Origin of the sequence: Massilia niabensis, assembly GCF_042655085.1 — a bacterium.
GTDB lineage: Bacteria > Pseudomonadota > Gammaproteobacteria > Burkholderiales > Burkholderiaceae_D > Telluria > Telluria niabensis.
The window spans coordinates 548159-568648 of the sequence record NZ_JBHSMU010000015.1 but is presented as its reverse complement, the minus strand read 5'-3'; the positions used below and the strand labels follow the sequence as shown (position 1 = coordinate 568648).

Genomic DNA, 20490 nt, shown 5'->3' with positions numbered 1-20490 from the left:
TCCCAGATTTGTTGCCAATAGACAACGTATTCGTGAAATAATGTTGTTGCGGATTTATCTTTTTGTAGGATTTATCTTACTTCGCGATACTATTTTGAGTGACCTCTGACCTGTGGGTCAAATCCCGGCCTGACCGGCAAAACGACATGAATCGAAAGCATTCCTGACAGTGATCAAGCCTCACTTACCCCACAATGAGCAGGATCGTCTTGCACTATTACATGAACTTTTACTGCTAGACACGCCGCCAGAAGAACGAATCGATAAGATTGTTGAGTTTGCATCTGCTGAGTTCGGCGTGCCGATTTGCCTGGTCAGTCTTGTCGATTACGACAGACAGTGGTTCAAGGCGCGGGTAGGCATTGATGCTTGCCAAACGCCACGCGATATTTCTTTCTGCGCGCATGCAATTCTGCAACCCGACCTCCTACTGGTACAAGACGCGCTACTTGATCCTCGTTTCCACGACAATCCCTTGGTGACCGGGGAGCCGCACATTCGTTTTTATGCCGGTGCCCCGTTAACCTGTAAGGATGGCCTGGCTTTGGGCACATTGTGCTTGATCGATACACGTCCGAGGACACTCGACGAGGTCGAGCAGGCAATACTGAAAAGCCTGCGCGATCTTGCCGTTCTCGAGCTGACTTCAATGCAGGACGGGGTCAATGTATAACGCCGACAAGTTCAGGATTTTGCTGGTCGAGCCTGCAAACCTGTTGCGGAGAACTGTTTCTCTCACGATGCGCAGTCTTGGTACCGCTGAGGTTACCGAAGCAGCCACCTACGCCACCGCTTTTCAGACTTGCCAGGTGCGGCGCTTTGATGGAGCCATCATCGCGGTCGATTGGCCGTCCGTGGGCGGAACATGCAAGGGCCTGGCATTGATCCATCAAATCCGAACAGGGCAATGTGCAATCGGGCGTTCCGCTCCGATTTCGGTCCTGGTCGAAGTATGCGACAACGAACTGCTTGGGATGCTACGCGCAGACAAGATCACACGGATTCTTATCAAACCCTTCCGCGTCCGCGACGTGATCGATACGATCGATACGATGAGATTGCAGACGCAGGCCGTGAGTGTCAGTTTGTCGGGGCTGCCGGCTTAAGCAGGCTTGTCAGGACTGAACAGCCTCATCGCTATACGTTTCAAAGCGTCCAGCTTCCCGCCGGGTTCGCCATGTCCACATGTCAGGGTCGAGCCGGACGGGCCGCGAGGCGTATGCTTTGAGCATCTTGCACGAAAGCGCTTGCGCGGCGGCAGGTCGGTGCAGGCGCCCTTGTAGACTTCCGCCGCCATGCCGATCGGCTCGCCCAGCGTCGGGTGCGGGTGGATCGTCTTGCCGATGTCGACGCCGTCAGCGCCCATCTCGATCGCCAGCGCGACTTCGCCGATCATGTCGCCCGCATTCGTGCCGACGATCGCCCCGCCGATGATGCGGCCGGTCTCGACGTTGGTGAGTTTCCTGTAACACGCAATGATGCGCTGGCGCGGTTTCAAACCCGCCTGCTCACCCTTGCATCATAGCAAGCAGGCAGCAAGATGCAATGCCGGAATGCGATGGCGGTCGGTTCGGGCCGCATCGATCGTGATCGCACTCGGGTGTGGGCTGAAGCCGCCTTCAGCGCATCGATGTCGTGCCCGTTCAGGGCCAGCAAACAGCTGCGCATCGACCACCGCGATCTCGGCGCCCAGCTCCCGCCGCCGCGTATCAGTCGAGGGGCGCCGGCCGTCCCAGCAGGTAGCCTTGCGCCGCCTGCACACCAAGTGACTTCAAGACCTCCAGTTCGCGCTCGTTCTCGACGCCTTCGGCCACAATCGCACAGCCTGTTTCGTTGGCAAAGGTAATCAGGCCCAGGGCCAGCGCGCGGCGCCCCTGGTCCAGGTCGATGTCGCGGATCAGGCTCTGATCGAGTTTGATGATATCCGGACGCAGTTGCAAAATGTGGCGGAAGCTGGCGTAGCCGGAACCGGCGTCGTCGATTGCAAGTTTCAGGCCGGCGCTCCGTAGAGAAGCGAGCGCCGCTTGCAGAGCATCGTACTCTTCGATTGGAGCGTGCTCGGTCAGTTCTAGCACCAGCCTTTCGAGCGGCGCACCTGCAAGCAAGGCCTCCAACGCACCACTGAGAATAGTGCAAGGCGAGACATTCAATGAGAGATAGGCGTTGGGCGCAATCCGCTCAATGCCATACACAGCGCTCCCGATAGCAAGCACTTCCAACTCGACGCCCCGCGAGACCGAATGAGCGTCTGCAAACCATTCATGGGGACCACGAATCGGCTCAGCCCGGAAACGCGCAAGTGCCTCAAAGCCGGCGATCATCCCCGTCGACAAGTTCACGATCGGTTGATAGGCAATGTACATGCCGTGTGTAGCGATGACGTTGGAGACGCGCTCTGATGTTGTTTCACGTGCACGCTCCGTCATAACGCGCTGCTCTAGGACACTGGAGATGAGCTCAGCAAAACGTCTCATTGCGGTCACGTCGGTTTCACGCAGCGTCGATGACGGTTTGCGGCTATAGCAGCAGAATGTCCCGAATACCGAGCCATCCGACAGGCGAATAGGGACGCCGAGATGTGCGCGGATCTCCATCGCTTCGGTCGCCCGCAGGGCCTTCAGGACAGGGTAGATATGGCTGTCGTCGACTACCGGGGGAATACTTCCATTGACAATATATTGGCAATAACTCTCTTCAAGCGGGTGCGAATCGCCAACCTTGATTGGCACCTGCTCGTTACGCGACGCGATATGTCGAAAGATGCGCCGGCCTTGCTTGAATTCGGTAACAAAAGCGACATCCATGCCGAGGCAGAAGCGCGCCAGATTGACCGCCGAATGAATAATCTCGTTAAGCGATGCAACGGGCCGCCGCTGAAGAGCTTCCTCCGTCATCATTAAATTCTCCTACTGGCCTCGATTTGTGTGGCTTCTCATGGCCAACCTTGTGACACGCATCCCAAGCGCAAATAATAAGCTAACAAGTACGCTTTGATAACGATGCCATGGAAAATCTTTCTCGGAATCACTCAGGTCGAGACCAGCATATCCTACAAGAAAAACGGGACCCTCGGGTCCCGTTCTGATTGCTACTGCGCTCCTACAGCTCAGCGCTTGCGCGGTGGCGGCAGGTCGGTGCAGACGCCCTTGTAGACTTCCGCCGCCATGCCGATCGACTCGCCCAGCGTCGGATGCGGGTGGATCGTCTTGCCGATGTCGACGCCGTCGGCGCCCATCTCGATCGCCAGCGCGACTTCGCCGATCATGTCGCCGGCATTCGTGCCGACGATCGCGCCGCCGATGATGCGGCCGGTCTCGACGTTGAACAGCAGCTTGGTGAAGCCTTCGTCGCGGCCGTTAGCCACGGCGCGGCCGGATGCGGCCCAAGGGAAGTGGCCTTTCTCGACCTTGATGCCCTGCTGCTTGGCTTCCTCTTCGGTCAGGCCGGCCCATGCCACTTCCGGATCGGTGTAGGCCACCGACGGGATGACTTTGGCGTCGAAATAGGCCTTCTCGCCGTGCGCCGCTTCCGCTGCCACGTGCGCTTCGTGCACCGCCTTGTGGGCCAGCATCGGCTGGCCGACCAGGTCGCCGATGGCGAAGATGTGCGGCACGTTGGTGCGCATCTGGCCGTCCACGCCGATGAAGCCGCGGTCGGTCACTGCCACGCCGGCCTTGTCGGCCGCGATCTTCTTGCCGTTCGGGCTGCGGCCGACGGCCACCAGGACCATGTCGTACAGCTGCGGTTCCGGTGCTGCGACGCCGGCTTCGGCCGACTCGAAGCTGACCTTGATACCTTCGGGCAGTGCTTCCACACCAACGGTCTTGGTCTTCAACATGATCTTGTCGAAGCGCTTCTCGTTGAACTTCTGCCAGACCTTGACCGCGTCGCGGTCCGCGCCCTGCATCAGGCCGTCCATCATTTCGACGACGTCGATGCGCGCACCCAGCGTCGAGTAGACGGTTGCCATCTCGAGGCCGATGATGCCGCCGCCGATGACCAGCATCTTCTTCGGCACCTGGCGCAGTTCCAGCGCGCCGGTCGAATCGACGATGCGCGGGTCTTCCGGCACGAATGGCAGCTTCACGACCGAGGAGCCGGCGGCGATGATCGCTTTCGCGAACTTCACGACCTTCTTGGCGCCGTCCGGGCCGGTGACTTCGATGTGGTTCGGGCTGAGGAACTGGCCCACGCCCTGCACCACCGTCACCTTGCGCGCCTTCGACATGCCGGCCAGGCCGCCCGTCATCTTCTTGATGACGCCGTCCTTGTAGGCGCGCAGCTTGTCGATGTCCACGCTTGGCGCGGCAAAACTGACGCCGAGGTCGCCCATGTGCGCGGTCTCGTCCATGATATGCGCCACGTGCAGCAGGGCTTTCGACGGGATGCAGCCCACGTTCAGGCAGACGCCGCCGAGGGTCGCGTACTTCTCGACCAGCACCGTGTTCATGCCGAGGTCGGCCGAGCGGAAGGCGGCGGAATAGCCGCCAGGACCGGCGCCCAGCACCATCATTTCGCACTCGACGTCGACCTGGCCGCTGTAGCTCGATGCGGCTGGTGCCGGCACCGCGCCAGGGGCGGCGGCGTTGGCCGGGTGCGCCGGTGCATACGAATCGGTCGGGCCGGCCGCAGCGGTCGGCGCGACAGCCTGCGCGCCGATCTGCGCGGCAGGCGCCGCCGCAGGAGCAGCGGCAGGAGCGGGAGCAGCGGCGGGAGCAGCGGATGCACCGGCACCGCTCTCTTCGATCATCAACAGCAGCGAACCTTCGTTCACCTTGTCGCCGACCGCAACCTTCAGCTCCTTGACCACGCCGGCGTGGGTCGATGGAATCTCCATCGAGGCCTTGTCCGACTCCACGGTGACCAGCGACTGGTCAACCTTGATCGTGTCGCCGGGCTTGACCATCAGTTCGATAATCTCGACGTCCTTGAAATCGCCGATGTTCGGGACTTTTACTTCAACAGTGCTCATTCTCGGCGCTCCTTACAGAAGGGTCTTGCGCAGGTCGGCCAGCACGTCGGCCAGGTAGGCGGCGAAGCGTGCGGCGCCGGCGCCATCGATGACGCGGTGGTCGTAGGACAGCGACAGCGGCAGCATCAGGCGCGGCTGGAAGGCCGAACCATCCCACACCGGCTTCATGGCCGACTTCGACAGGCCGAGGATCGCCAGTTCCGGTGCATTGATGATCGGCGTGAAGGCCGTGCCACCGATGCCGCCGAGCGACGAAATCGTGAAGGTCGCGCCCTGCATGTTCGCCGGGCTCAATTTGCCGTCGCGTGCCTGTGCGGAGAGCTCACCCATTTCGGTGGCGATCTGCGACACGGTCTTCTTGTCCGCATCCTTCACGACCGGGACTACCAGGCCGTTCGGGGTGTCGGCCGCGAAGCCGATGTTGTAGTACTGCTTCAGGATCAGGCTGGCGCCGTCTTCGCTGAGCGATGCATTGAACTGCGGGAATTTCTTCAGCGCGGCGACGCTGGCCTTGATGACGAAGGCCAGCATGGTCAGTTTCACCGTCGACTTCTGCTTGGCCAGCGCGGCGTTCGAATCGACGCGGAACTGTTCCAGGTCCGTCACGTCCGCTTCGTCGAAGGTCGTCACGTGCGGGATCATGACCCAGTTGCGGTGCAGGTTCGGACCACTGATCTTCTTGATGCGCGACAGCGGCAGCAGTTCGGTCGGGCCGAACTTCGAGAAGTCGAGCGACGGCCATGGCAGCAGGTCGAGGCCGACGCCGGAACCGCCCTTCGCTGGCGCGGCGGCAGCTGCAGGCGCTGCCATCACGCCCTTGACGAAGTTCTGCACGTCGAGCTGGGTGACGCGGTTCTTCGGGCCGGTGCCCGGCACGCGCGACAGGTCGACGCCCAGTTCGCGGGCGAACTTGCGGATCGATGGCGATGCGTGGGCCTTCGAGGCGTCGCCCGCAGGCGCTGCGGCTGGCGCCGGCGCGGCGGCAGGAGCAGGAGCTGGTGCAGCGGCAGGTGCAGGTGCAGGAGCGGCGGCTGCAGGCGCGGCAGCAGGTGCCGGGGCCGGAGCAGCCGGTGCAGCTTCGGCAGCCGGCGCAGGAGCAGCGGCAGCGGCAGCGCCACCAGCGGCTTCTTCGAGCAGCAGCACCAACGAACCTTCGGCGACCTTGTCGCCGACCTTGATCTTGATTTCCTTGACGACGCCCGCATGGCTGGACGGGATTTCCATGCTGGCCTTGTCCGACTCGACGGTCACCAGCGACTGGTCGACCTTGATCGTGTCGCCCGGCTTGACCATCAGTTCGATGACTTCGACTTCCTTGAAGTCGCCGATATCCGGGACTTTGACTTCCACAATGCTCATAGTGTTAGCTCCGTTATTTTTTGTATGGGTGCAGATTGACAGCCGTTGCCCGCCCCGAGGGGCGGAGCAACGGCGAACTATCACTCACTCACATTACTGGGTCACAGGATTCGGCTTGTTCGCGTCGATGCCGTACTTCTCGATGGCCTGCGCGACGATCGACATGTCGATCTTGCCTTCGTCGGCCAGCGCGCGCAGCGCGGCGACGGTGACGTAGTAGCGGTTCACCTCGAAGAACTCACGCAGCTTCACACGCGAATCCGAGCGGCCGAAACCATCGGTGCCGAGCACTTTGTAGGTGCGGCCCTTCGGCATGTAGCCGCGGATCTGCTCGGCGAACAGGCGCATGTAGTCGGTCGTCGCGATGATCGGGCCGGTCGTTACCTGCATCAGCGAGGTCACGTAAGGCGTGCGTTGCGGGGCGGTCGGGTTGACCATGTTCCAGCGCTCGCAATCCTGGCCATCGCGCGCCAGCAGCGTCAGCGACGGAGCGGACCAGATGTCGGCCGCGATGCCCCAGTCGTTCTTCAGCAGTTCGGCGGCGAAGATCGACTCGCGCAGGATGGTGCCGCAACCGATCAGCTGGACGCGGTGCTCCGCCTGCTCGCCTGCCTGGAACAGGTACATGCCCTTCAGGATGCCCTCTTCCTGGCCCGCTTTCAGGCCCGGCTGCTCGTAGTTCTCGTTCATGATGGTGATGTAATAGAACACGTCTTCCTGTTCCGTCACCATCCGGCGCAGGCCGTCCTGGATGATCACCGCCACTTCGTGGCCGAAGGTCGGATCGTACGGCAGGCAGTTCGGCACCGTCGCTGCGATGATGTGGCTGTGGCCGTCTTCGTGCTGCAGGCCTTCGCCGTTCAGGGTCGTGCGTCCCGCCGTGCCGCCCATCAGGAAGCCGCGCGCACGGATGTCGCCCGCCAGCCAGACCAGGTCGCCCACGCGCTGCATGCCGAACATCGAGTAGAACGTGTAGAACGGAATCATCGTGCGGTTGTTCGACGAGTACGAGGTCGCCGCGGCGATCCACGAGCTCATGCCACCCGCTTCGTTGATACCCTCTTGCAGGATCTGGCCGGCCTTGTCTTCGCGGTAGTACATGACCTGGTCTTTATCCACCGGCTCGTACAACTGGCCCTGCTGGTTGAAGATGCCGATCTGGCGGAACAGGCCTTCCATGCCGAAGGTACGCGATTCGTCGACCAGGATCGGCACGATGCGCTGGCCCAGGCTCTGGTCTTTGAGCAGGCTGGTGATGACGCGGACGTACGACTGCGTGGTCGAGATTTCGCGGCCGGCGGCGGTCGGTTCCAGCACGGCCTTGAACGACGACAGCGGCGGCACGACCAGTTCCTCGTCGGCCTTCTGGCGGCGCTGCGGCAGGTAGCCGCCGAGGGCCTGGCGGCGCTCGTGCAGGTACTTCATTTCCGGCGAATCGTCGGACGGCTTGAAGAACGGGATCTCGGCCAGCTTGTCGTCCGGGATCGGGATATTGAAGCGGTCGCGCATCTCGCGGATCGCCTCGTCGTCGAGCTTCTTGGTCTGGTGCGCGGTGTTGCGCGCCTCGCCCGACTTGCCCATGCCGAAGCCCTTGACGGTCTTCACCAGCAGGACGGTCGGGGTGCCCTTGTTTTCCTGCGCGTTCTTGAAGGCCGCGTAGATCTTGTGCGGGTCGTGGCCGCCGCGGGTCAGGCGCCAGATGTCGTCGTCGCTCATGTTGGCGACCATCTTCAGCAGCTCAGGGTGCTTGCCGAAGAAGTGCTTGCGCACGTAGGCGCCATCCTTGGCCTTGTAGTTCTGGTACTCGCCGTCGACGGTTTCCATCATCACGCGCTGCAGGATGCCGTCCTTGTCCTTCGACAGCAGGGCGTCCCACTGCGAGCCCCAGACCACCTTGACGACGTTCCAGCCGGCGCCGCGGAAGTCCGCTTCCAGTTCCTGGATGATCTTGCCGTTGCCGCGCACCGGACCGTCCAGGCGCTGCAGGTTGCAGTTGACGACCATGACCAGGTTGTCGAGCTGCTCGCGCGAGGCCATGCCGATCGCGCCCATCGATTCCGGCTCGTCCATCTCGCCGTCGCCGCAGAAGACCCAGACCTTGCGGTTGGCGGTGTCGGCCAGGCCGCGGGCGTGCAGGTACTTCAGGAAGCGCGCCTGGTAGATCGCCATCAGCGGGCCCAGGCCCATCGAGACGGTCGGGAACTGCCAGAAGTCCGGCATCAGTTTCGGGTGCGGATACGACGACAGGCCCTTGCCGTCGACTTCGCGGCGGAAGTTCAGCATCTGCTCTTCGGTGATGCGGCCTTCCAGGTAGGCGCGCGCGTAGATGCCAGGCGAGCTGTGACCCTGGATGTAGAGCAGGTCGCCGCCGTGGGATTCGGTCGGGGCGTGCCAGAAGTGGTTGAAGCCGATGCCGAGCATGTTGGCGAGCGAGGCGAAGGACGAGATGTGGCCGCCCAGGTCGCCGTCGGCGCGGTTGGCCTTGACGACCATGGCCATCGCGTTCCAGCGCATCCAGGAGCGCAGGCGCTCTTCGTATTCGAGGTTGCCCGGGCAGTTGACGTTCAGGTGGGCGGGAATCGTGTTGACGTAAGCGGTGTTGCTGGAGAACGGGATGTGGGCGCCACGGCGGCGCGCCAGGTCGACCAGGCGCTCCATCAGGTAGTGTGCGCGGTCGGTACCTTCGTTTTCGATGACCGCTTCCAGCGCGTCGAGCCATTCCTTGGTTTCGAGCGTGTCCGGGTCGTTGGCGGCTTGGGCCGTCAACTGATCGAGTTGAGCTGACATTAATGCGTCTCCTATGATTGGTGCCCCACCCGATTCGCTCGAATCGCTGTCGGACGTTTTTGCTGGGTGATTAAAAGTACCATTAAATAGTCTGACGATTCTAACAGCACATTTGCGTTTTTCAAAATGCGGAAAATGATTTCACATTATGAAACAGACACATTCTGAACGGGTAGTTGTGGCTAAATCCCAGCATATTTGCGGTAAGCACATTGATCAAGCATCGAAAATATAGCGCAATTGCATTTCAGCCAATGCATTCTTGACGATGGATCGATCATCAGGATGACCAAATCAACAAACAGTCGCTGGCGCCGCCGCCGCCGGGCCTGCTGGCCGCCGGGCTCGGGCTGGTCGGTTCCAGGCACCGCAAGGGGCCACGCAGCCTGAATGGCAAATCCGCATGGGGAGGCATGGCGGCAGCTTCGGGCATCCGGCTTTATAATCCGGCTTTGCCTTAACTAAAGCCATCATGCCTGCCCAACTGATCGACGGAGTCCAACTTTCCCAGCAACTGCGTGCCGAAATCGCCGGGCGCGCCGCCAAACTAACCGCCGCCGGCCAGCAGCCGGGCCTTGCCGTGATCCTGGTCGGCGAAGATCCGGCCAGCCAGGTCTATGTGCGCAACAAGGTCAAGGCCTGCGCCGACGTGGGCTTTCACTCGGTACTCGAGAAATACGATGCCGACCTCACCGAGGCGGCCCTGCTCGCCCGCATCGACGCCCTGAACAACGATCCGACGATCCACGGCATCCTGGTCCAGATGCCGCTGCCGCGCCACATCAACTCGAGCAAGGTGATCGAAGCGATCGCGACAGCCAAGGACGTCGACGGTTATTCGGTGCTGTCGGCCGGCGAACTGGTCGCCAACCTGCCGGGCTTCCGCCCCTGTACCCCTTACGGCTGCATGAAGCTGATCGAAAGCACCGGCGTCGACCTGCGCGGCAAGCACGCCGTCGTCATCGGCCGCTCGAACACCGTCGGCAAACCAATGGCCCTGCTGCTCTTGCAAGCCAACGCAACCGTGACCATATGCCATAGCGCGACACCGGACCTGGGCGTGTACACGCGCCAGGCCGATGTCGTCGTCGCCGCCGTGGGCCGCCGCAACACCCTCACCGCCGACATGGTGAAACCGGGCGCGATCGTGATCGACGTCGGCATGAACCGCGACGACGCCGGCAAGCTGTGCGGCGACGTCGACTTCGCCGGCGTGCGCGAGGTGGCTTCGCACATCACGCCGGTGCCGGGCGGGGTCGGCCCGATGACGATCACCATGCTGTTGATGAATACCGTCGAGTCCGCGGACCGCGTGCTCGGCAAGAATCACGAACGCCTGGGCCAGGTGTCGGGAATGGCGCCCGTGCCAGGCACCGCTTAATCGAGAGAGTGAAATCGATCCAGTAGATCGATTTCAGAAGCCCTTTGAAGGAATCAGTGATGACCAATACCAGCAATCCCCTCCTCGATTTCTCCGGCTTGCCGCGTTTTGATGCGTTCCACCCGGAACACGTCACGCCGGCCATCGAGCAGCTGATCAAGGAGGCGACCGAAGTGGTCGCCAGGCTCGAAGCGCCAAGCGACACCGTGACCTGGGATAACTTCGTGGTGCCGCTCGAGGAAGCGACCGAGCGCCTGGGCCGTGCCTGGGGCATCGTCAACCACCTGAACCATGTGGCCGACACGCCGGAACTGCGCGCGGTCTACAACGAAAACCAGCCGAAGATCACCGAGTTCTGGACCACGCTGGGCCAGAACGAAGCCTTGTTCGACAAATACAAGGCGATCCGCGCCGGCGCCGACTACGACAGCCTGTCGCACGCGCGCAAGCGCATCGTCGAAAACGCCCTGCGCGACTTCCGCCTGGGCGGCGCCGAACTCCCGCCCGAGAAAAAGGAACGCTTTGCCGCGATCCAGGAACAGCACGCGGCCACCTCGACGCGCTTCTCGGAAAACGTGCTCGACGCGACCAACGACTACAAGCTCCTCATCGAAGACGAGGCGGAGCTGGCTGGCATTCCGGACGATGCAAAGGCCGCCGCCCGCGCCGCCGCGGAAGCCGAAGGCAAGGCCGGCTGGCAGTTCACGCTGCACTTCCCGTCCTATTTCCCGGTGCTGCAGTTCGCCGACAGCCGCAAGCTGCGCGAGACGATCTACCGCGCCAGCGCCACCAAGGCTTCGGAAATGGGCAGCGTCTTTTCCGAGCTGGAGAAATGGGACAACACGGCAAACATCGCCACTCTCTTGAGGCTGCGCGACGAGGAAGCCAAGCTGCTCGACTACCGCAACTTCGCTGAAGTGTCCTTGGTGCCGAAAATGGCCGAGAGCCCGGAGCACGTCATCAGCTTCCTCGAAGACCTGGCCCGCCGCGCGCGTCCGTTCGCCGAGAAGGACCTGGCCGAGCTGCGCGCCTTTGCGAAGGACGAGCTGGGGATCGAGGACCTGCAGGCCTGGGACCTGACCTACGCGTCGGAAAAGCTGCGCGAACAGCGCTATGCCTTCTCGGCGCAGGAAGTGAAGGAATACTTCCCGGAGCCGAAGGTCATCGAAGGCCTGTTCAAGGTCGTCCAATCCTTGTTCTCGGTACGGATCCAGCCCGATACCGCCCCCGTCTGGCACCCGGACGTACGCTTCTACCGCATCGAGCGCGACGGCGAGCTGGTGGGCCAGTTCTATTTCGACCTGTACGCGCGCGCCGGCAAGGGCCAGGGCGCGTGGATGGACGACGCGCGCGGCCGCCGCATGACGACCGGGGGCATCGTCCAGACGCCGGTGGCTTACCTGACCTGCAATTTCACGCCGCCGGCAACGGTGGATGGCAAACTCCAGCCTTCGCTGTTCACCCACGACGAAGTGACGACCCTGTTCCATGAGTTCGGCCACGGCCTGCACCACATGCTGACCGAAGTCGAGGAGCTGTCGGTGTCGGGCATTTCGGGCGTCGAGTGGGATGCGGTCGAGCTGCCGTCCCAGTTCATGGAAAACTTCTGCTGGGAGTGGGACGTGTTGCAGGGCATGACCGCGCACGTGAAGACGGGCGAACCGCTGCCGCGCGCGCTGTACGACAAGATGCTGGCCGCGAAAAACTTCCAGTCAGGCATGCAGACGCTGCGCCAGGTCGAGTTCTCCCTGGTCGACATGCACCTGCACTACGACTTCGACCCTGCCAGCTCCCAGACCGTGCAGCAGCTGATCGACGAGGTGCGCAGCAAATTCTCGGTCATGATCCCGCCTTCGTTCAACCGCTTCCAGCATTCGTTCGGCCACATCTTCGCCGGCGGCTATGCGGCCGGCTACTACAGCTACAAGTGGGCCGAGGTGCTGTCGGCGGACGCGTATGCGGCCTTCGAGGAAGCAGTCGAGGCCGGCGGTGGCGAACTGTCGGCCGAGACCGGCCGGCGCTTCCAGCGCGAGATCCTGGCCATGGGCGGCTCGCGCCCGGCGCTGGAATCGTTCAAGGCCTTCCGTGGCCGCGAGCCGTCGATCGACGCGCTGCTGCGCCATAGCGGCATGAATGCCGAATCGGCGGGATCGGCAGGCCTGTAACAGTCAGGCTGGTAATAGCCGGGCTGGTAATAGTCAGGCGGGTTATAAGTAGTAGCAGTGTCAGCAATATCTGATTTCCGGCGCATTGCGCCGGAAATCATCTCCAAGCGCAGCGCTCCGGATTACAATCCGTACCATGACCCGGATCGACTTCCATACCAATATCCCCGACAAGCTCGCCTATGCCTGCCGCCTGGCGCGCAAGGCATATGCGGCCAAAGCCCAGATCGTGCTGCTGGCCGAGGACGCAGAGCAGGCCGCCAAGCTGAACGACGCCCTGTGGACCCTGTCCGACACCGATTTCCTGCCGCACGTGCTGGCGGACGATCCGCTGGCGCCAGAAACCCCGATCATCGTGACCAGCAGCGAGGAGGCGTCCCTGCCCCACTACGACATGCTGGTCAACCTGACGCGCCGCACCCCGAGCAACTTTGCCCGGTTCGCGCGGGTGTTCGAGATCATCTCCACTGACGAGAGCGATGCCGCCGCTGGCCGCCAGCGCTATGTCGCCTACAAGAAGCAATCCTATCCCCTGACCCACTTCGTCGCAGGACAGTCATGAACCAGAATCCGGCCTTTGACAGCAGCATTCCCGTGTTGACTGAAGTCGTGCGGGAGCCGGCGCCTGCTGAGCCGGCGCCCGCTGAGCCGGTCGAGACGCCTCTGGCAGCGCCGGCGCCTGCCGAACCCGTGGCCAGCCAATCCGCAGACGATATCCCGACCCTGAGCGAAACGCTGCCGGCCGCTATCAAGCCAACTGCGGAGCCGATTGCAGAGCCCGACTGGGACACACTCGTGGCGCGCATCGCTGAACGCATCCTGGCGCAATTGCAGCCGCAACTCGAGGCCGTGGTGCGCAATGCCCTCGCCTCGGCAAGCGACCAGATCCATATCGGCCTGCGCCAGACGGTCGAGCAGATGGTGGCGCAACAGGTCGCGTCCGTGCAAAAGTAAGCCTCCCGCATACCTCCCGCTTTAGCGCTTTCCCACGCCCGGAATTTGTTATACCTTTTGCCGGGTAACAAATCGCAATCGGCGCACGCCGGCGGTTCATGGGCGGTCGCCTCCACCATCGAATGGAGAACGCATGAGCACCAAGTGGATCACCCTCTTCGTCGCACTGGCCGTGTCCGGCACTGCGAGTGCGCAGCAGATCGTCAAGATCGGCCACGTCGCTCCCGTTTCCGGCCCCAACGCCCACCTCGGCAAGGACAACGAACTCGCCGCCCGCATGGCGATCGACGAGCTCAATGCCAAAGGCTTCACCATCAATGGCCAGAAGGTGACCTTGCAGCTGCTGGCCGAGGATGATGCCTCCGACCCGAAGCAAGGCACGGCCGTGGCGCAGAAACTGGTCGACGCGAAAGTAAAAGGCGTGATCGGCCACCTCAATTCCGGCACCTCGGTGCCCGCGTCGAAAATCTACAACGACGCCGGCATCCCGCAGATCTCGCCGGCCACCACCGCCACTCAGTACACGAAGCAGCGCTTCCCCGGCGCGTTCCGGGTGGTGGCGAACGACGCCAAGCTCGGCGGCACCCTCGGCAAGTACGCGATCGATAACCTGAAGGTGAAGAACATCGCCGTCATCGACGACCGCACCACCTACGGCCAGGGCGTCGCCGCCGAGTTCCTGAAGGGCGCCAAGGGACCGGGGGTGCGCATCGTCGGCAAGGAGTTCACCAGCGCCACGGCGACCGACTACACGGCGATCCTGACTTCGATCCGCTCGAAAAAGCCCGATCTCGTGTTCTTCGGCGGGATGGATTCGGTCGGCGGCCCGATGCTCAAGCAGATGAAGGCGCTCGGCATCAACGCGCGCTTCATGGGCGGTGACGGCATCTGTACCGAAGCCCTGGGCCGCCTGGCCGGCGACGCCGTTGGCGACGGCAAGGTCATCTGTGCGGAAGCAGGCGGCGTGGCGGGCGCAGAGCAGGAAAAAGCCATGGCCGACTTCCGCGCCCGCTTCAAGCAGAAGACCGGGCAGGAGGTGCAGCTGTATGCGCCCTACGTCTACGACGCGGTAATGGTGATGGCGGCGGCGATGCAGGCGGCGAAATCGGCCGAGCCGATGAAATACCTGCCCGAGCTGAAAAAGATCAATTACAAGGGCGTGACCGGCCCGATTCAGTTCGACGCATCGGGCGACATCAACAATGGCGCGCTGACCCTGTACACCTACAAGGGCGGCAAGCGCACCAGGCTCGACGTCATCCGCTGACCGGGCCTAATAAAACAAAAAGCGCGCCTGGCTTTACGCCGGCGCGCTTTTTTTTGCGCTCCCGAACCTGCTGGGCGAAGATTTATTTGGTGGCCAGGATCCACTTGACCAGGCTGCGCGCGTCCGCTTCGCTCACCTGCGGATTGGCCGGCATTGGCACCGAACCCCAGGTGCCTGCGCCGCCCTTCAGGACTTTCGCAACCAGCTTGTCTTCCGCGCCTTTTTGGCCGGCGTACTTGGCGGCCACGTCCTTGTAGGCTGGGCCGACCACCTTGTTCGACACGGCATGGCAAGCCATGCAATTCTTTGCTTTGGCGAGGTCGGCCTGCGCGAACGCGACGGGTGAGGCAAGGACCGACAAAACACCGCACAAGATCAGGGACCGTTTCATGACACTCTCCAAAAGTAATGATGGCATTCTACCGCGTTTCCCGACAGTGAATGCCCACCGTCACACTCTGTAACGTCGCTTACGTTTTCTGGTTGCGGCATTGCCACTAAGGGCTTTACCAGACACGTTATTTTGCCACAGAGCACTAAATCCTTTGTAAGATGGCCGGGTTCTGGAGAAAAACATGCCCTTGATCCTGTTGATTGCCGCGCTGGTTGTCCTGCGCTTTTTTGAAGTGTGGCACTTCGCCGAGCTGTCCTGGTGGTGGATCGTCGGCCTGATGGCGTTCGCTTTCGCCTGGTTCGAATACATCGAACCGATGCTTGGCTGGGACAAGAAAAAAGCGCACGACGAAGACGAAAAGCGCCGCCAGGCGCGCGTGAAGAACACCTTCGACAAACGTAAATAAAGCGGCGGGTTTCTGCTCGACAGCTCAACCGTGAGCGCCGTCAGGCCCCCTCGCGCTAGAATGCTGCATTCATCGCAGGAGGAGCATTCATGGCACAAGGGCCGAACAGTCACTGGACTGCCGAACAGGCCGCAGCCTTCACCGAGCTGATGCTGCGCGACACGCGGCAATACGGCATCCTCTTCTACGAGCACGATTACCGCATCAGCGGCTGGAACGAAGGCGCCTGCTTTCTTACGGGCTGGACCGCCGACGAGGTGCTGGGCCTGCCGATTTCCATGTTGTTCGTCCCCGAAGACCGCGCACGCAAGCTCGACGAGCACGAGGCGAACACGGCCCGGATCGTCGGCGTGGCGGAGGACGAACGCTGGCACATGCGCAAGGATGGCTCGCGCCTGTGGTCGAGCGGCATCTCGATCAGGCTTGCCTCAAGCGACGGCGACCAACCCCGTTTCGTGAAGATCTTCCGCGACGCGACCCACCTGCGCACGCGAATGAAATACCTGGAGAACGTGCTGCAGGACTGCAGCGTCAAGGAAAACGAGAAAAACGTCTTCATCGGCACCATTGCGCACGAGATGCGCAACCCGCTCGCGCCTTTGAAGACCGGCCTGGAACTGATGAAGCGCCTGCCCGGGGGCGACCCGCGCCAGGCGCAGCCGATCCGCATCATGGACCGTCAGATCGGCTTCCTCGAGCGGCTGGTCGAAGACCTGGTCGACCTGACGCGGGTGCAAACCGGCAAAATGAGCATTGCCTACGAACGTGTGCGGCTGCAGGATTGCCTGTTCGAGGCCATCGACAGCTGCCGCTCCGCCGCGCAAGCGAAGAATCTGGCACTGGTACCGGTGCTGCCGCCCCTGCCGATCGAGATCGAGGTCGATTCGCGGCGTTTGCTGCAGGTTTTTCTCAACCTGCTCAATAACGCCATCAAGTACACACCCGAAGGCGGCACGGTCTGGGTCACCGCAACGGCCGACCAGACCCATTTCGTGTGCAACTTCAAGGACAACGGCCAGGGCATCAGCCCCGACCTGCTGCCCCGCATTTTCGAGGTGTTCACGCAGGCCGACGGCAAGGCCGCCAGCCGCGGCGCCGGGCTCGGGATCGGTCTCGCCGTGGTGCGAGAAATCGTGTCACTGCACCAGGGAACCGTCGAGGTGCGCAGCGAAGGGCCGGGCCGCGGCAGCGAATTCATGGTGCGCATTCCGTTGCGGCGGCCGCACGGGTCGGGGCCGGAGCCGTTGCCGGCGCCGGACGCGGGCCAGTGACGGGCGATTACCCCGTCACCGCTCCCTTGCTCGCACTCGAGGCCAGCTTCGCGAACTTGGCCAGCACCCCACGCGTATAACGCGGCGTGGGCCGCTTCCACGCGGCGCGGCGGCGGGCGATTTCCTCGTCCGGCACATTCAGCTGGATCAACAGGGCGTTGGCGTCGATCGTCACCGAATCGCCCTCTTCCACCAGCGCGATCGTGCCGCCTTCGAAGGCTTCCGGCGACACGTGGCCGACCACCATGCCCCAGGTGCCGCCGGAGAAGCGCCCGTCCGTGATCAGGCCCACGGATTCGCCCAGTCCCTGGCCGATCAGCGCGCCGGTCGGCGCCAGCATTTCCGGCATGCCCGGTCCGCCTTTCGGTCCGAGGTAGCGCAGCACCAGCACGTCGCCGGGGTTGATACGCTTGGCCATGATCGCGTCCATCGCCGAATACTCGTCGTCGAACACGCGCGCCGGGCCGGTGATGGCCGGGTTCTTCAGGCCGGTGATCTTGGCGACACAGCCTTCCGGCGACAGGTTGCCCTTCAGGACAGCCAGGTGGCCCTGGGCGTACAGCGCCTGGTCGATCGGGCGGATCACGTCCTGTCCCGCGGCCGGGCTCGAGGGCACCTCGGCCAGTTCCTCGGCCAGCGTGCGGCCGGTGATCGTGATGCAGCTGCCGTCCATCAGGCCGGCGTCGAGCAGCAGCTTCATCACCTGCGGTACGCCGCCGGCCTTGTGCAGGTCGGTCGCCACGTACTGGCCGGAAGGCTTCAGGTTGCAAATCACGGGCACCTTGCGCCGCACGCGCTCGAAATCGTCCAGCGTCCATTCGACTTCGGCCGCGTGGGCAATGGCGAGATAGTGCAGCACGGCGTTGGTCGAGCCGCCGGTGGCCATGATCAGCGCCACCGCGTTCTCGATCGAGGCGCGGGTGATGATGTCGCGCGGTTTCAGGTCGCGCTTGACGGCCTCGACCAGCACGCGCGCCGACTGGGCGCAGGAGCCCACCTTTTCGTCGTCCGGGTTGGCCATCGTCGACGAGTACAGCAGCGACATGCCGAGCGCCTCGAACGAGGACGACATGGTGTTGGCCGTGTACATGCCGCCGCAGGAACCGGACGAGGGGCAGGCGTTCTTCTCGATGCCGTCGAAATCTTCCTGGCTCATCCGACCGGCCGTGAATTCGCCGACCGCTTCAAAGGCCGAAACGATGGTCAGGTCCTTCCCTTTCCAGTTGCCCGGCTTGATCGTGCCGCCGTAGACGTAGATGCCCGGCACGTTGGCGCGCGCCAGGGCGATCATCCCGCCGGGCATGTTCTTGTCGCAGCCGCCGATGACGACCACGCCGTCCATCCACTGGCCGTTGACGCAGGTTTCGATGCAGTCGGCGATGACTTCGCGCGAGATCAGCGAAAACTTCATGCCTTCGGTGCCCATCGACATGCCGTCGGAAATGGTCGGCGTGCCGAACACCTGCGGATTGGCGCCGGCTTCCTTGACGGTGGCGATGGCGATGTCGGCCAGCTTTTGCAGGCCCGAGTTGCAGGGCGTAATGGTCGAGTGGCCGTTGGCGATGCCGATCATCGGCTTGTCGAAGTCTTCCTTCTGGTAGCCCATCGCGTAATACATCGAGCGGTTCGGGCTGCGGGCGACGCCCGCGGTGATGTTGCGGGAACGGCGGTTATAGCGCTGGTCGGCCATGGTGAACTCCTTGAATAACAATTTTTCCAGAATGCCTTGCTTGATTGGCAGCGTCAAATATAAGATTTGCTGACCTGTGATATGCGCAGCATATCAATGACCCAAAAAACCAAGGAAATGCATATAGATGTCGATTGACCTGCGCCAGCTGCGCTTTTTTCTGACCGTCGCCGAGGAGCTCCACTTTGGCCGCGCCGCCGAGCGACTGCACATGACCCAGCCTCCCCTGTCGCAGGCGATTGCCGCGTTCGAGGCGGCGCTTGGCGCGCCGCTGTTCCTGCGCAACCGCCGCCAGGTGGCCCTGACCCCGGCCGGCGCCGCCCTCCTGCCCGAAGCGCGGCGCCTGCTCGATGCGGCCGGCGGCCTGCCGGAACTGGTGCGCCGCGCCGCCGCCGGCGAAGCGGGCCGGCTTGCCCTTTCCTTCGTCACGCCGGCCGGCTACAGCATGCTGCCGCCGTTGCTGCGCGACTACAGCGCCGCCTATCCGAACGTGCAGCTGGTGCTGCAGGAAGCGACCACCGACGTCCAGGTCGACGACCTGCTGCACGGGCGCATCGACGCCGGCCTCGTGATTCCGCCGCTGCCGGAAAATACGCAAATGCGGACCCAGGAGCGCCTCGACTACCTCAAGCTGCAGGAAGAACCGCTGGTGCTGTGCGTGCCCGCAGGCGTGCTGAAGGAAAGCGGGCCGATCGAGCTCGCTGCGCTTCCGCTGCTTCCATTGATTATTTTCCCGCGCCAGAGCGCACCTGCCCTGCACGACGCCATCCTCAGCTGCTTCCACGATGCGGGCATTGTGCCCGTCATTGGCCAGGAAGCGATCCAGATGCAAACCATCGTCAGCCTGGTGTCGGCAGGCATGGGCTTGGCACTTGTGCCACAATCCGTGTCGAACCTGATGCGTCCAGGCGTAGAATACCGTGCCCTTGCCGGGCCGGCGCCGCTCGTCGAGCTGGGCGTCTGCTGGCGCCTCGACAGCGCATCGCCGGTGTTGCACGGCTTTTTGGAATTACTGAGGAAATAATATGTTGGTACACCCGAATCCGGACCCGGTCGCGTTTTCGCTCGGCCCGGTGGATATCCACTGGTATGGCCTGATGTACGTGGTCGCGTTCGCGCTGTTCCTGATACTGGGCCGCGTGCGCATCAAGCAGCCCCACATCGCTGCGCAAGGCTGGAAAAACGAAGACCTGGACGACATGCTGTTCTACGGCATGCTCGGCGTCGTCCTCGGCGGGCGCCTGGGTGAGGTGCTGTTTTACCAGCCGGCCCATTTCTTCGCCAATCCGATCGAGATTTTCAAGGTCTGGCAGGGCGGCATGTCCTTCCATGGCGGCTTCCTCGGTGTGCTGGTGGCGATGGCGCTGTGGGCGCGCAAGTCCAAACGCAACGTGCTCGACGTGTACGACTTCATTGCACCGATGGTGCCGCTCGGCTATGCAGCCGGGCGCCTCGGCAACTTCATCAACCACGAACTGCCGGGCCGCCTGGCCGACCCGAGCCTGCCGTGGGCGATGATCTGGCCTGGCGTCGAAGGCCCGCGCCACCCGTCGCCGCTGTACCAGATGCTCATCGACGGCATCGTCGTGTTCCTGATCCTGTGGCCGTATGCGCGCAAGGCCCGCCCGCGCCTGGCGGTCGGCGCGATGTTCACCCTGCTGTATGGCTGCGCGCGCTTCTTCACCGAATACTTCCGCGTGCCGGACTGGGAAACCACGGTGGCCGGCATGCCGATCACCTCGGGCCAGGTCTTGTCGCTGCCGATGATCATCGCCGCGCTGGCCATGCTGGGCTGGGCGTATTCGCGCGAGGGCAAGCAGCCGGTACGGGCCTGAGCACCGTCG

At 62.9% G+C, this 20490-nt stretch carries 17 protein-coding genes and 1 pseudogene; 11 read left to right on the top strand and 7 right to left on the bottom strand.

Annotated features, from left to right (window positions below):
- Nucleotides 1–169 precede the first annotated feature (169 nt).
- Together ACFPN5_RS16960 and ACFPN5_RS16955 are read left to right on the top strand one after the other, a co-directional pair.
- Complete coding sequence (locus ACFPN5_RS16960) at nt 170–673, top strand: GAF domain-containing protein (protein ID WP_379784956.1); 504 nt, start codon at nt 170–172, stop codon at nt 671–673.
- Nucleotides 666–1106 (top strand): ANTAR domain-containing protein, encoded by a 441-nt coding sequence (locus tag ACFPN5_RS16955; RefSeq protein ID WP_379784955.1) that lies wholly within the window; start codon nt 666–668, stop codon nt 1104–1106. The genes ACFPN5_RS16960 and ACFPN5_RS16955 overlap by 8 nt, the downstream gene beginning before the upstream one ends.
- A 137-nt stretch (nt 1107–1243) precedes the next feature.
- Here the strand turns inward: ACFPN5_RS16955 and ACFPN5_RS16950 are convergent.
- From ACFPN5_RS16950 to aceE, 5 genes and pseudogenes are all read right to left on the bottom strand, one after another.
- Nucleotides 1244–1459: pseudogene (locus ACFPN5_RS16950) on the bottom strand (dihydrolipoyl dehydrogenase); the annotation flags it as partial.
- Between the two features lie 250 nt (nt 1460–1709).
- Nucleotides 1710–2897 (bottom strand): sensor domain-containing phosphodiesterase, encoded by a 1188-nt coding sequence (locus ACFPN5_RS16945; RefSeq protein WP_379784954.1) that lies wholly within the window; start codon nt 2895–2897, stop codon nt 1710–1712.
- Between the two features lie 209 nt (nt 2898–3106).
- On the bottom strand, nt 3107–4972 hold the full coding sequence (lpdA, locus tag ACFPN5_RS16940) for a dihydrolipoyl dehydrogenase (protein WP_379784953.1): 1866 nt from the start codon (nt 4970–4972) through the stop codon (nt 3107–3109).
- Between the two features lie 12 nt (nt 4973–4984).
- Nucleotides 4985–6331, bottom strand: a complete 1347-nt coding sequence (gene aceF / locus ACFPN5_RS16935; RefSeq protein ID WP_379784952.1) for a dihydrolipoyllysine-residue acetyltransferase — start codon at nt 6329–6331, stop codon at nt 4985–4987.
- Nucleotides 6332–6424: 93 nt separating this feature from the next.
- Nucleotides 6425–9118 (bottom strand): pyruvate dehydrogenase (acetyl-transferring), homodimeric type, encoded by a 2694-nt coding sequence (gene aceE, locus ACFPN5_RS16930; RefSeq protein WP_379784951.1) that lies wholly within the window; start codon nt 9116–9118, stop codon nt 6425–6427.
- Between the two features lie 472 nt (nt 9119–9590).
- On the opposite strand from aceE, the gene folD reads away from it, so the two are divergent.
- The 5 genes from folD (at nt 9591) to ACFPN5_RS16905 (ending at nt 14885) form a co-directional block, all read left to right on the top strand.
- Nucleotides 9591–10499: a bifunctional methylenetetrahydrofolate dehydrogenase/methenyltetrahydrofolate cyclohydrolase FolD gene (gene folD, locus ACFPN5_RS16925; protein ID WP_379784949.1), complete on the top strand. Its 909-nt coding sequence runs from the start codon at nt 9591–9593 to the stop codon at nt 10497–10499.
- Between the two features lie 59 nt (nt 10500–10558).
- A complete protein-coding gene (locus tag ACFPN5_RS16920) occupies nt 10559–12664 on the top strand; it encodes a M3 family metallopeptidase (RefSeq protein WP_379784948.1) in 2106 nt (701 codons plus the stop codon).
- 136 nt (nt 12665–12800) lie between these two features.
- Complete coding sequence (locus ACFPN5_RS16915) at nt 12801–13226, top strand: DNA polymerase III subunit chi (RefSeq protein ID WP_379784947.1); 426 nt, start codon at nt 12801–12803, stop codon at nt 13224–13226.
- Complete coding sequence (locus tag ACFPN5_RS16910) at nt 13223–13618, top strand: hypothetical protein (protein WP_379784946.1); 396 nt, start codon at nt 13223–13225, stop codon at nt 13616–13618. The genes ACFPN5_RS16915 and ACFPN5_RS16910 overlap by 4 nt, the downstream gene beginning before the upstream one ends.
- A 133-nt stretch (nt 13619–13751) precedes the next feature.
- Nucleotides 13752–14885: a branched-chain amino acid ABC transporter substrate-binding protein gene (locus tag ACFPN5_RS16905; RefSeq protein ID WP_379784945.1), complete on the top strand. Its 1134-nt coding sequence runs from the start codon at nt 13752–13754 to the stop codon at nt 14883–14885.
- 82 nt (nt 14886–14967) lie between these two features.
- Here the strand turns inward: ACFPN5_RS16905 and ACFPN5_RS16900 are convergent, their stop codons facing one another.
- A complete protein-coding gene (locus ACFPN5_RS16900; protein ID WP_379784944.1) occupies nt 14968–15276 on the bottom strand; it encodes a c-type cytochrome in 309 nt (102 codons plus the stop codon).
- A 184-nt stretch (nt 15277–15460) separates the two neighbouring features.
- On the opposite strand from ACFPN5_RS16900, the gene ACFPN5_RS16895 reads away from it, so the two are divergent.
- Both ACFPN5_RS16895 and ACFPN5_RS16890 read left to right on the top strand, forming a co-directional pair.
- Complete coding sequence (locus tag ACFPN5_RS16895; RefSeq protein WP_379784943.1) at nt 15461–15685, top strand: TIGR04438 family Trp-rich protein; 225 nt, start codon at nt 15461–15463, stop codon at nt 15683–15685.
- 89 nt (nt 15686–15774) lie between these two features.
- On the top strand, nt 15775–16956 hold the full coding sequence (locus ACFPN5_RS16890) for a PAS domain-containing sensor histidine kinase (RefSeq protein WP_379784942.1): 1182 nt from the start codon (nt 15775–15777) through the stop codon (nt 16954–16956).
- A gap of 7 nt (nt 16957–16963) precedes the next feature.
- Here the strand turns inward: ACFPN5_RS16890 and ilvD are convergent, their stop codons facing one another.
- Complete coding sequence (ilvD, locus tag ACFPN5_RS16885; RefSeq protein ID WP_379784941.1) at nt 16964–18646, bottom strand: dihydroxy-acid dehydratase; 1683 nt, start codon at nt 18644–18646, stop codon at nt 16964–16966.
- 127 nt (nt 18647–18773) lie between these two features.
- On the opposite strand from ilvD, the gene ACFPN5_RS16880 reads away from it, so the two are divergent.
- Together ACFPN5_RS16880 and lgt are read left to right on the top strand one after the other, a co-directional pair.
- On the top strand, nt 18774–19670 hold the full coding sequence (locus ACFPN5_RS16880; RefSeq protein ID WP_379784940.1) for a LysR substrate-binding domain-containing protein: 897 nt from the start codon (nt 18774–18776) through the stop codon (nt 19668–19670).
- Between the two features lies 1 nt (nt 19671).
- Nucleotides 19672–20481: a prolipoprotein diacylglyceryl transferase gene (gene lgt, locus ACFPN5_RS16875; protein ID WP_379784939.1), complete on the top strand. Its 810-nt coding sequence runs from the start codon at nt 19672–19674 to the stop codon at nt 20479–20481.
- Nucleotides 20482–20490 lie beyond the last annotated feature (9 nt).

Bases quoted from the DNA above. Each gene is read 5' to 3' on its own strand.
- ACFPN5_RS16955 (WP_379784955.1), top strand. From the start codon at position 666: ATGTATAACGCCGACAAGTTCAGGATTTTGCTGGTCGAGCCTGCAAAC.
- ACFPN5_RS16945 (WP_379784954.1), bottom strand. From the start codon at position 2,897: ATGATGACGGAGGAAGCTCTTCAGCGGCGGCCCGTTGCATCGCTTAAC.
- lpdA (WP_379784953.1), bottom strand. From the start codon at position 4,972: ATGAGCACTGTTGAAGTAAAAGTCCCGAACATCGGCGATTTCAAGGAC.
- aceF (WP_379784952.1), bottom strand. From the start codon at position 6,331: ATGAGCATTGTGGAAGTCAAAGTCCCGGATATCGGCGACTTCAAGGAA.
- aceE (WP_379784951.1), bottom strand. From the start codon at position 9,118: ATGTCAGCTCAACTCGATCAGTTGACGGCCCAAGCCGCCAACGACCCG.
- folD (WP_379784949.1), top strand. From the start codon at position 9,591: ATGCCTGCCCAACTGATCGACGGAGTCCAACTTTCCCAGCAACTGCGT.
- ACFPN5_RS16920 (WP_379784948.1), top strand. From the start codon at position 10,559: ATGACCAATACCAGCAATCCCCTCCTCGATTTCTCCGGCTTGCCGCGT.
- ACFPN5_RS16915 (WP_379784947.1), top strand. From the start codon at position 12,801: ATGACCCGGATCGACTTCCATACCAATATCCCCGACAAGCTCGCCTAT.
- ACFPN5_RS16910 (WP_379784946.1), top strand. From the start codon at position 13,223: ATGAACCAGAATCCGGCCTTTGACAGCAGCATTCCCGTGTTGACTGAA.
- ACFPN5_RS16905 (WP_379784945.1), top strand. From the start codon at position 13,752: ATGAGCACCAAGTGGATCACCCTCTTCGTCGCACTGGCCGTGTCCGGC.
- ACFPN5_RS16900 (WP_379784944.1), bottom strand. From the start codon at position 15,276: ATGAAACGGTCCCTGATCTTGTGCGGTGTTTTGTCGGTCCTTGCCTCA.
- ACFPN5_RS16895 (WP_379784943.1), top strand. From the start codon at position 15,461: ATGCCCTTGATCCTGTTGATTGCCGCGCTGGTTGTCCTGCGCTTTTTT.
- ACFPN5_RS16890 (WP_379784942.1), top strand. From the start codon at position 15,775: ATGGCACAAGGGCCGAACAGTCACTGGACTGCCGAACAGGCCGCAGCC.
- ilvD (WP_379784941.1), bottom strand. From the start codon at position 18,646: ATGGCCGACCAGCGCTATAACCGCCGTTCCCGCAACATCACCGCGGGC.
- ACFPN5_RS16880 (WP_379784940.1), top strand. From the start codon at position 18,774: ATGTCGATTGACCTGCGCCAGCTGCGCTTTTTTCTGACCGTCGCCGAG.
- lgt (WP_379784939.1), top strand. From the start codon at position 19,672: ATGTTGGTACACCCGAATCCGGACCCGGTCGCGTTTTCGCTCGGCCCG.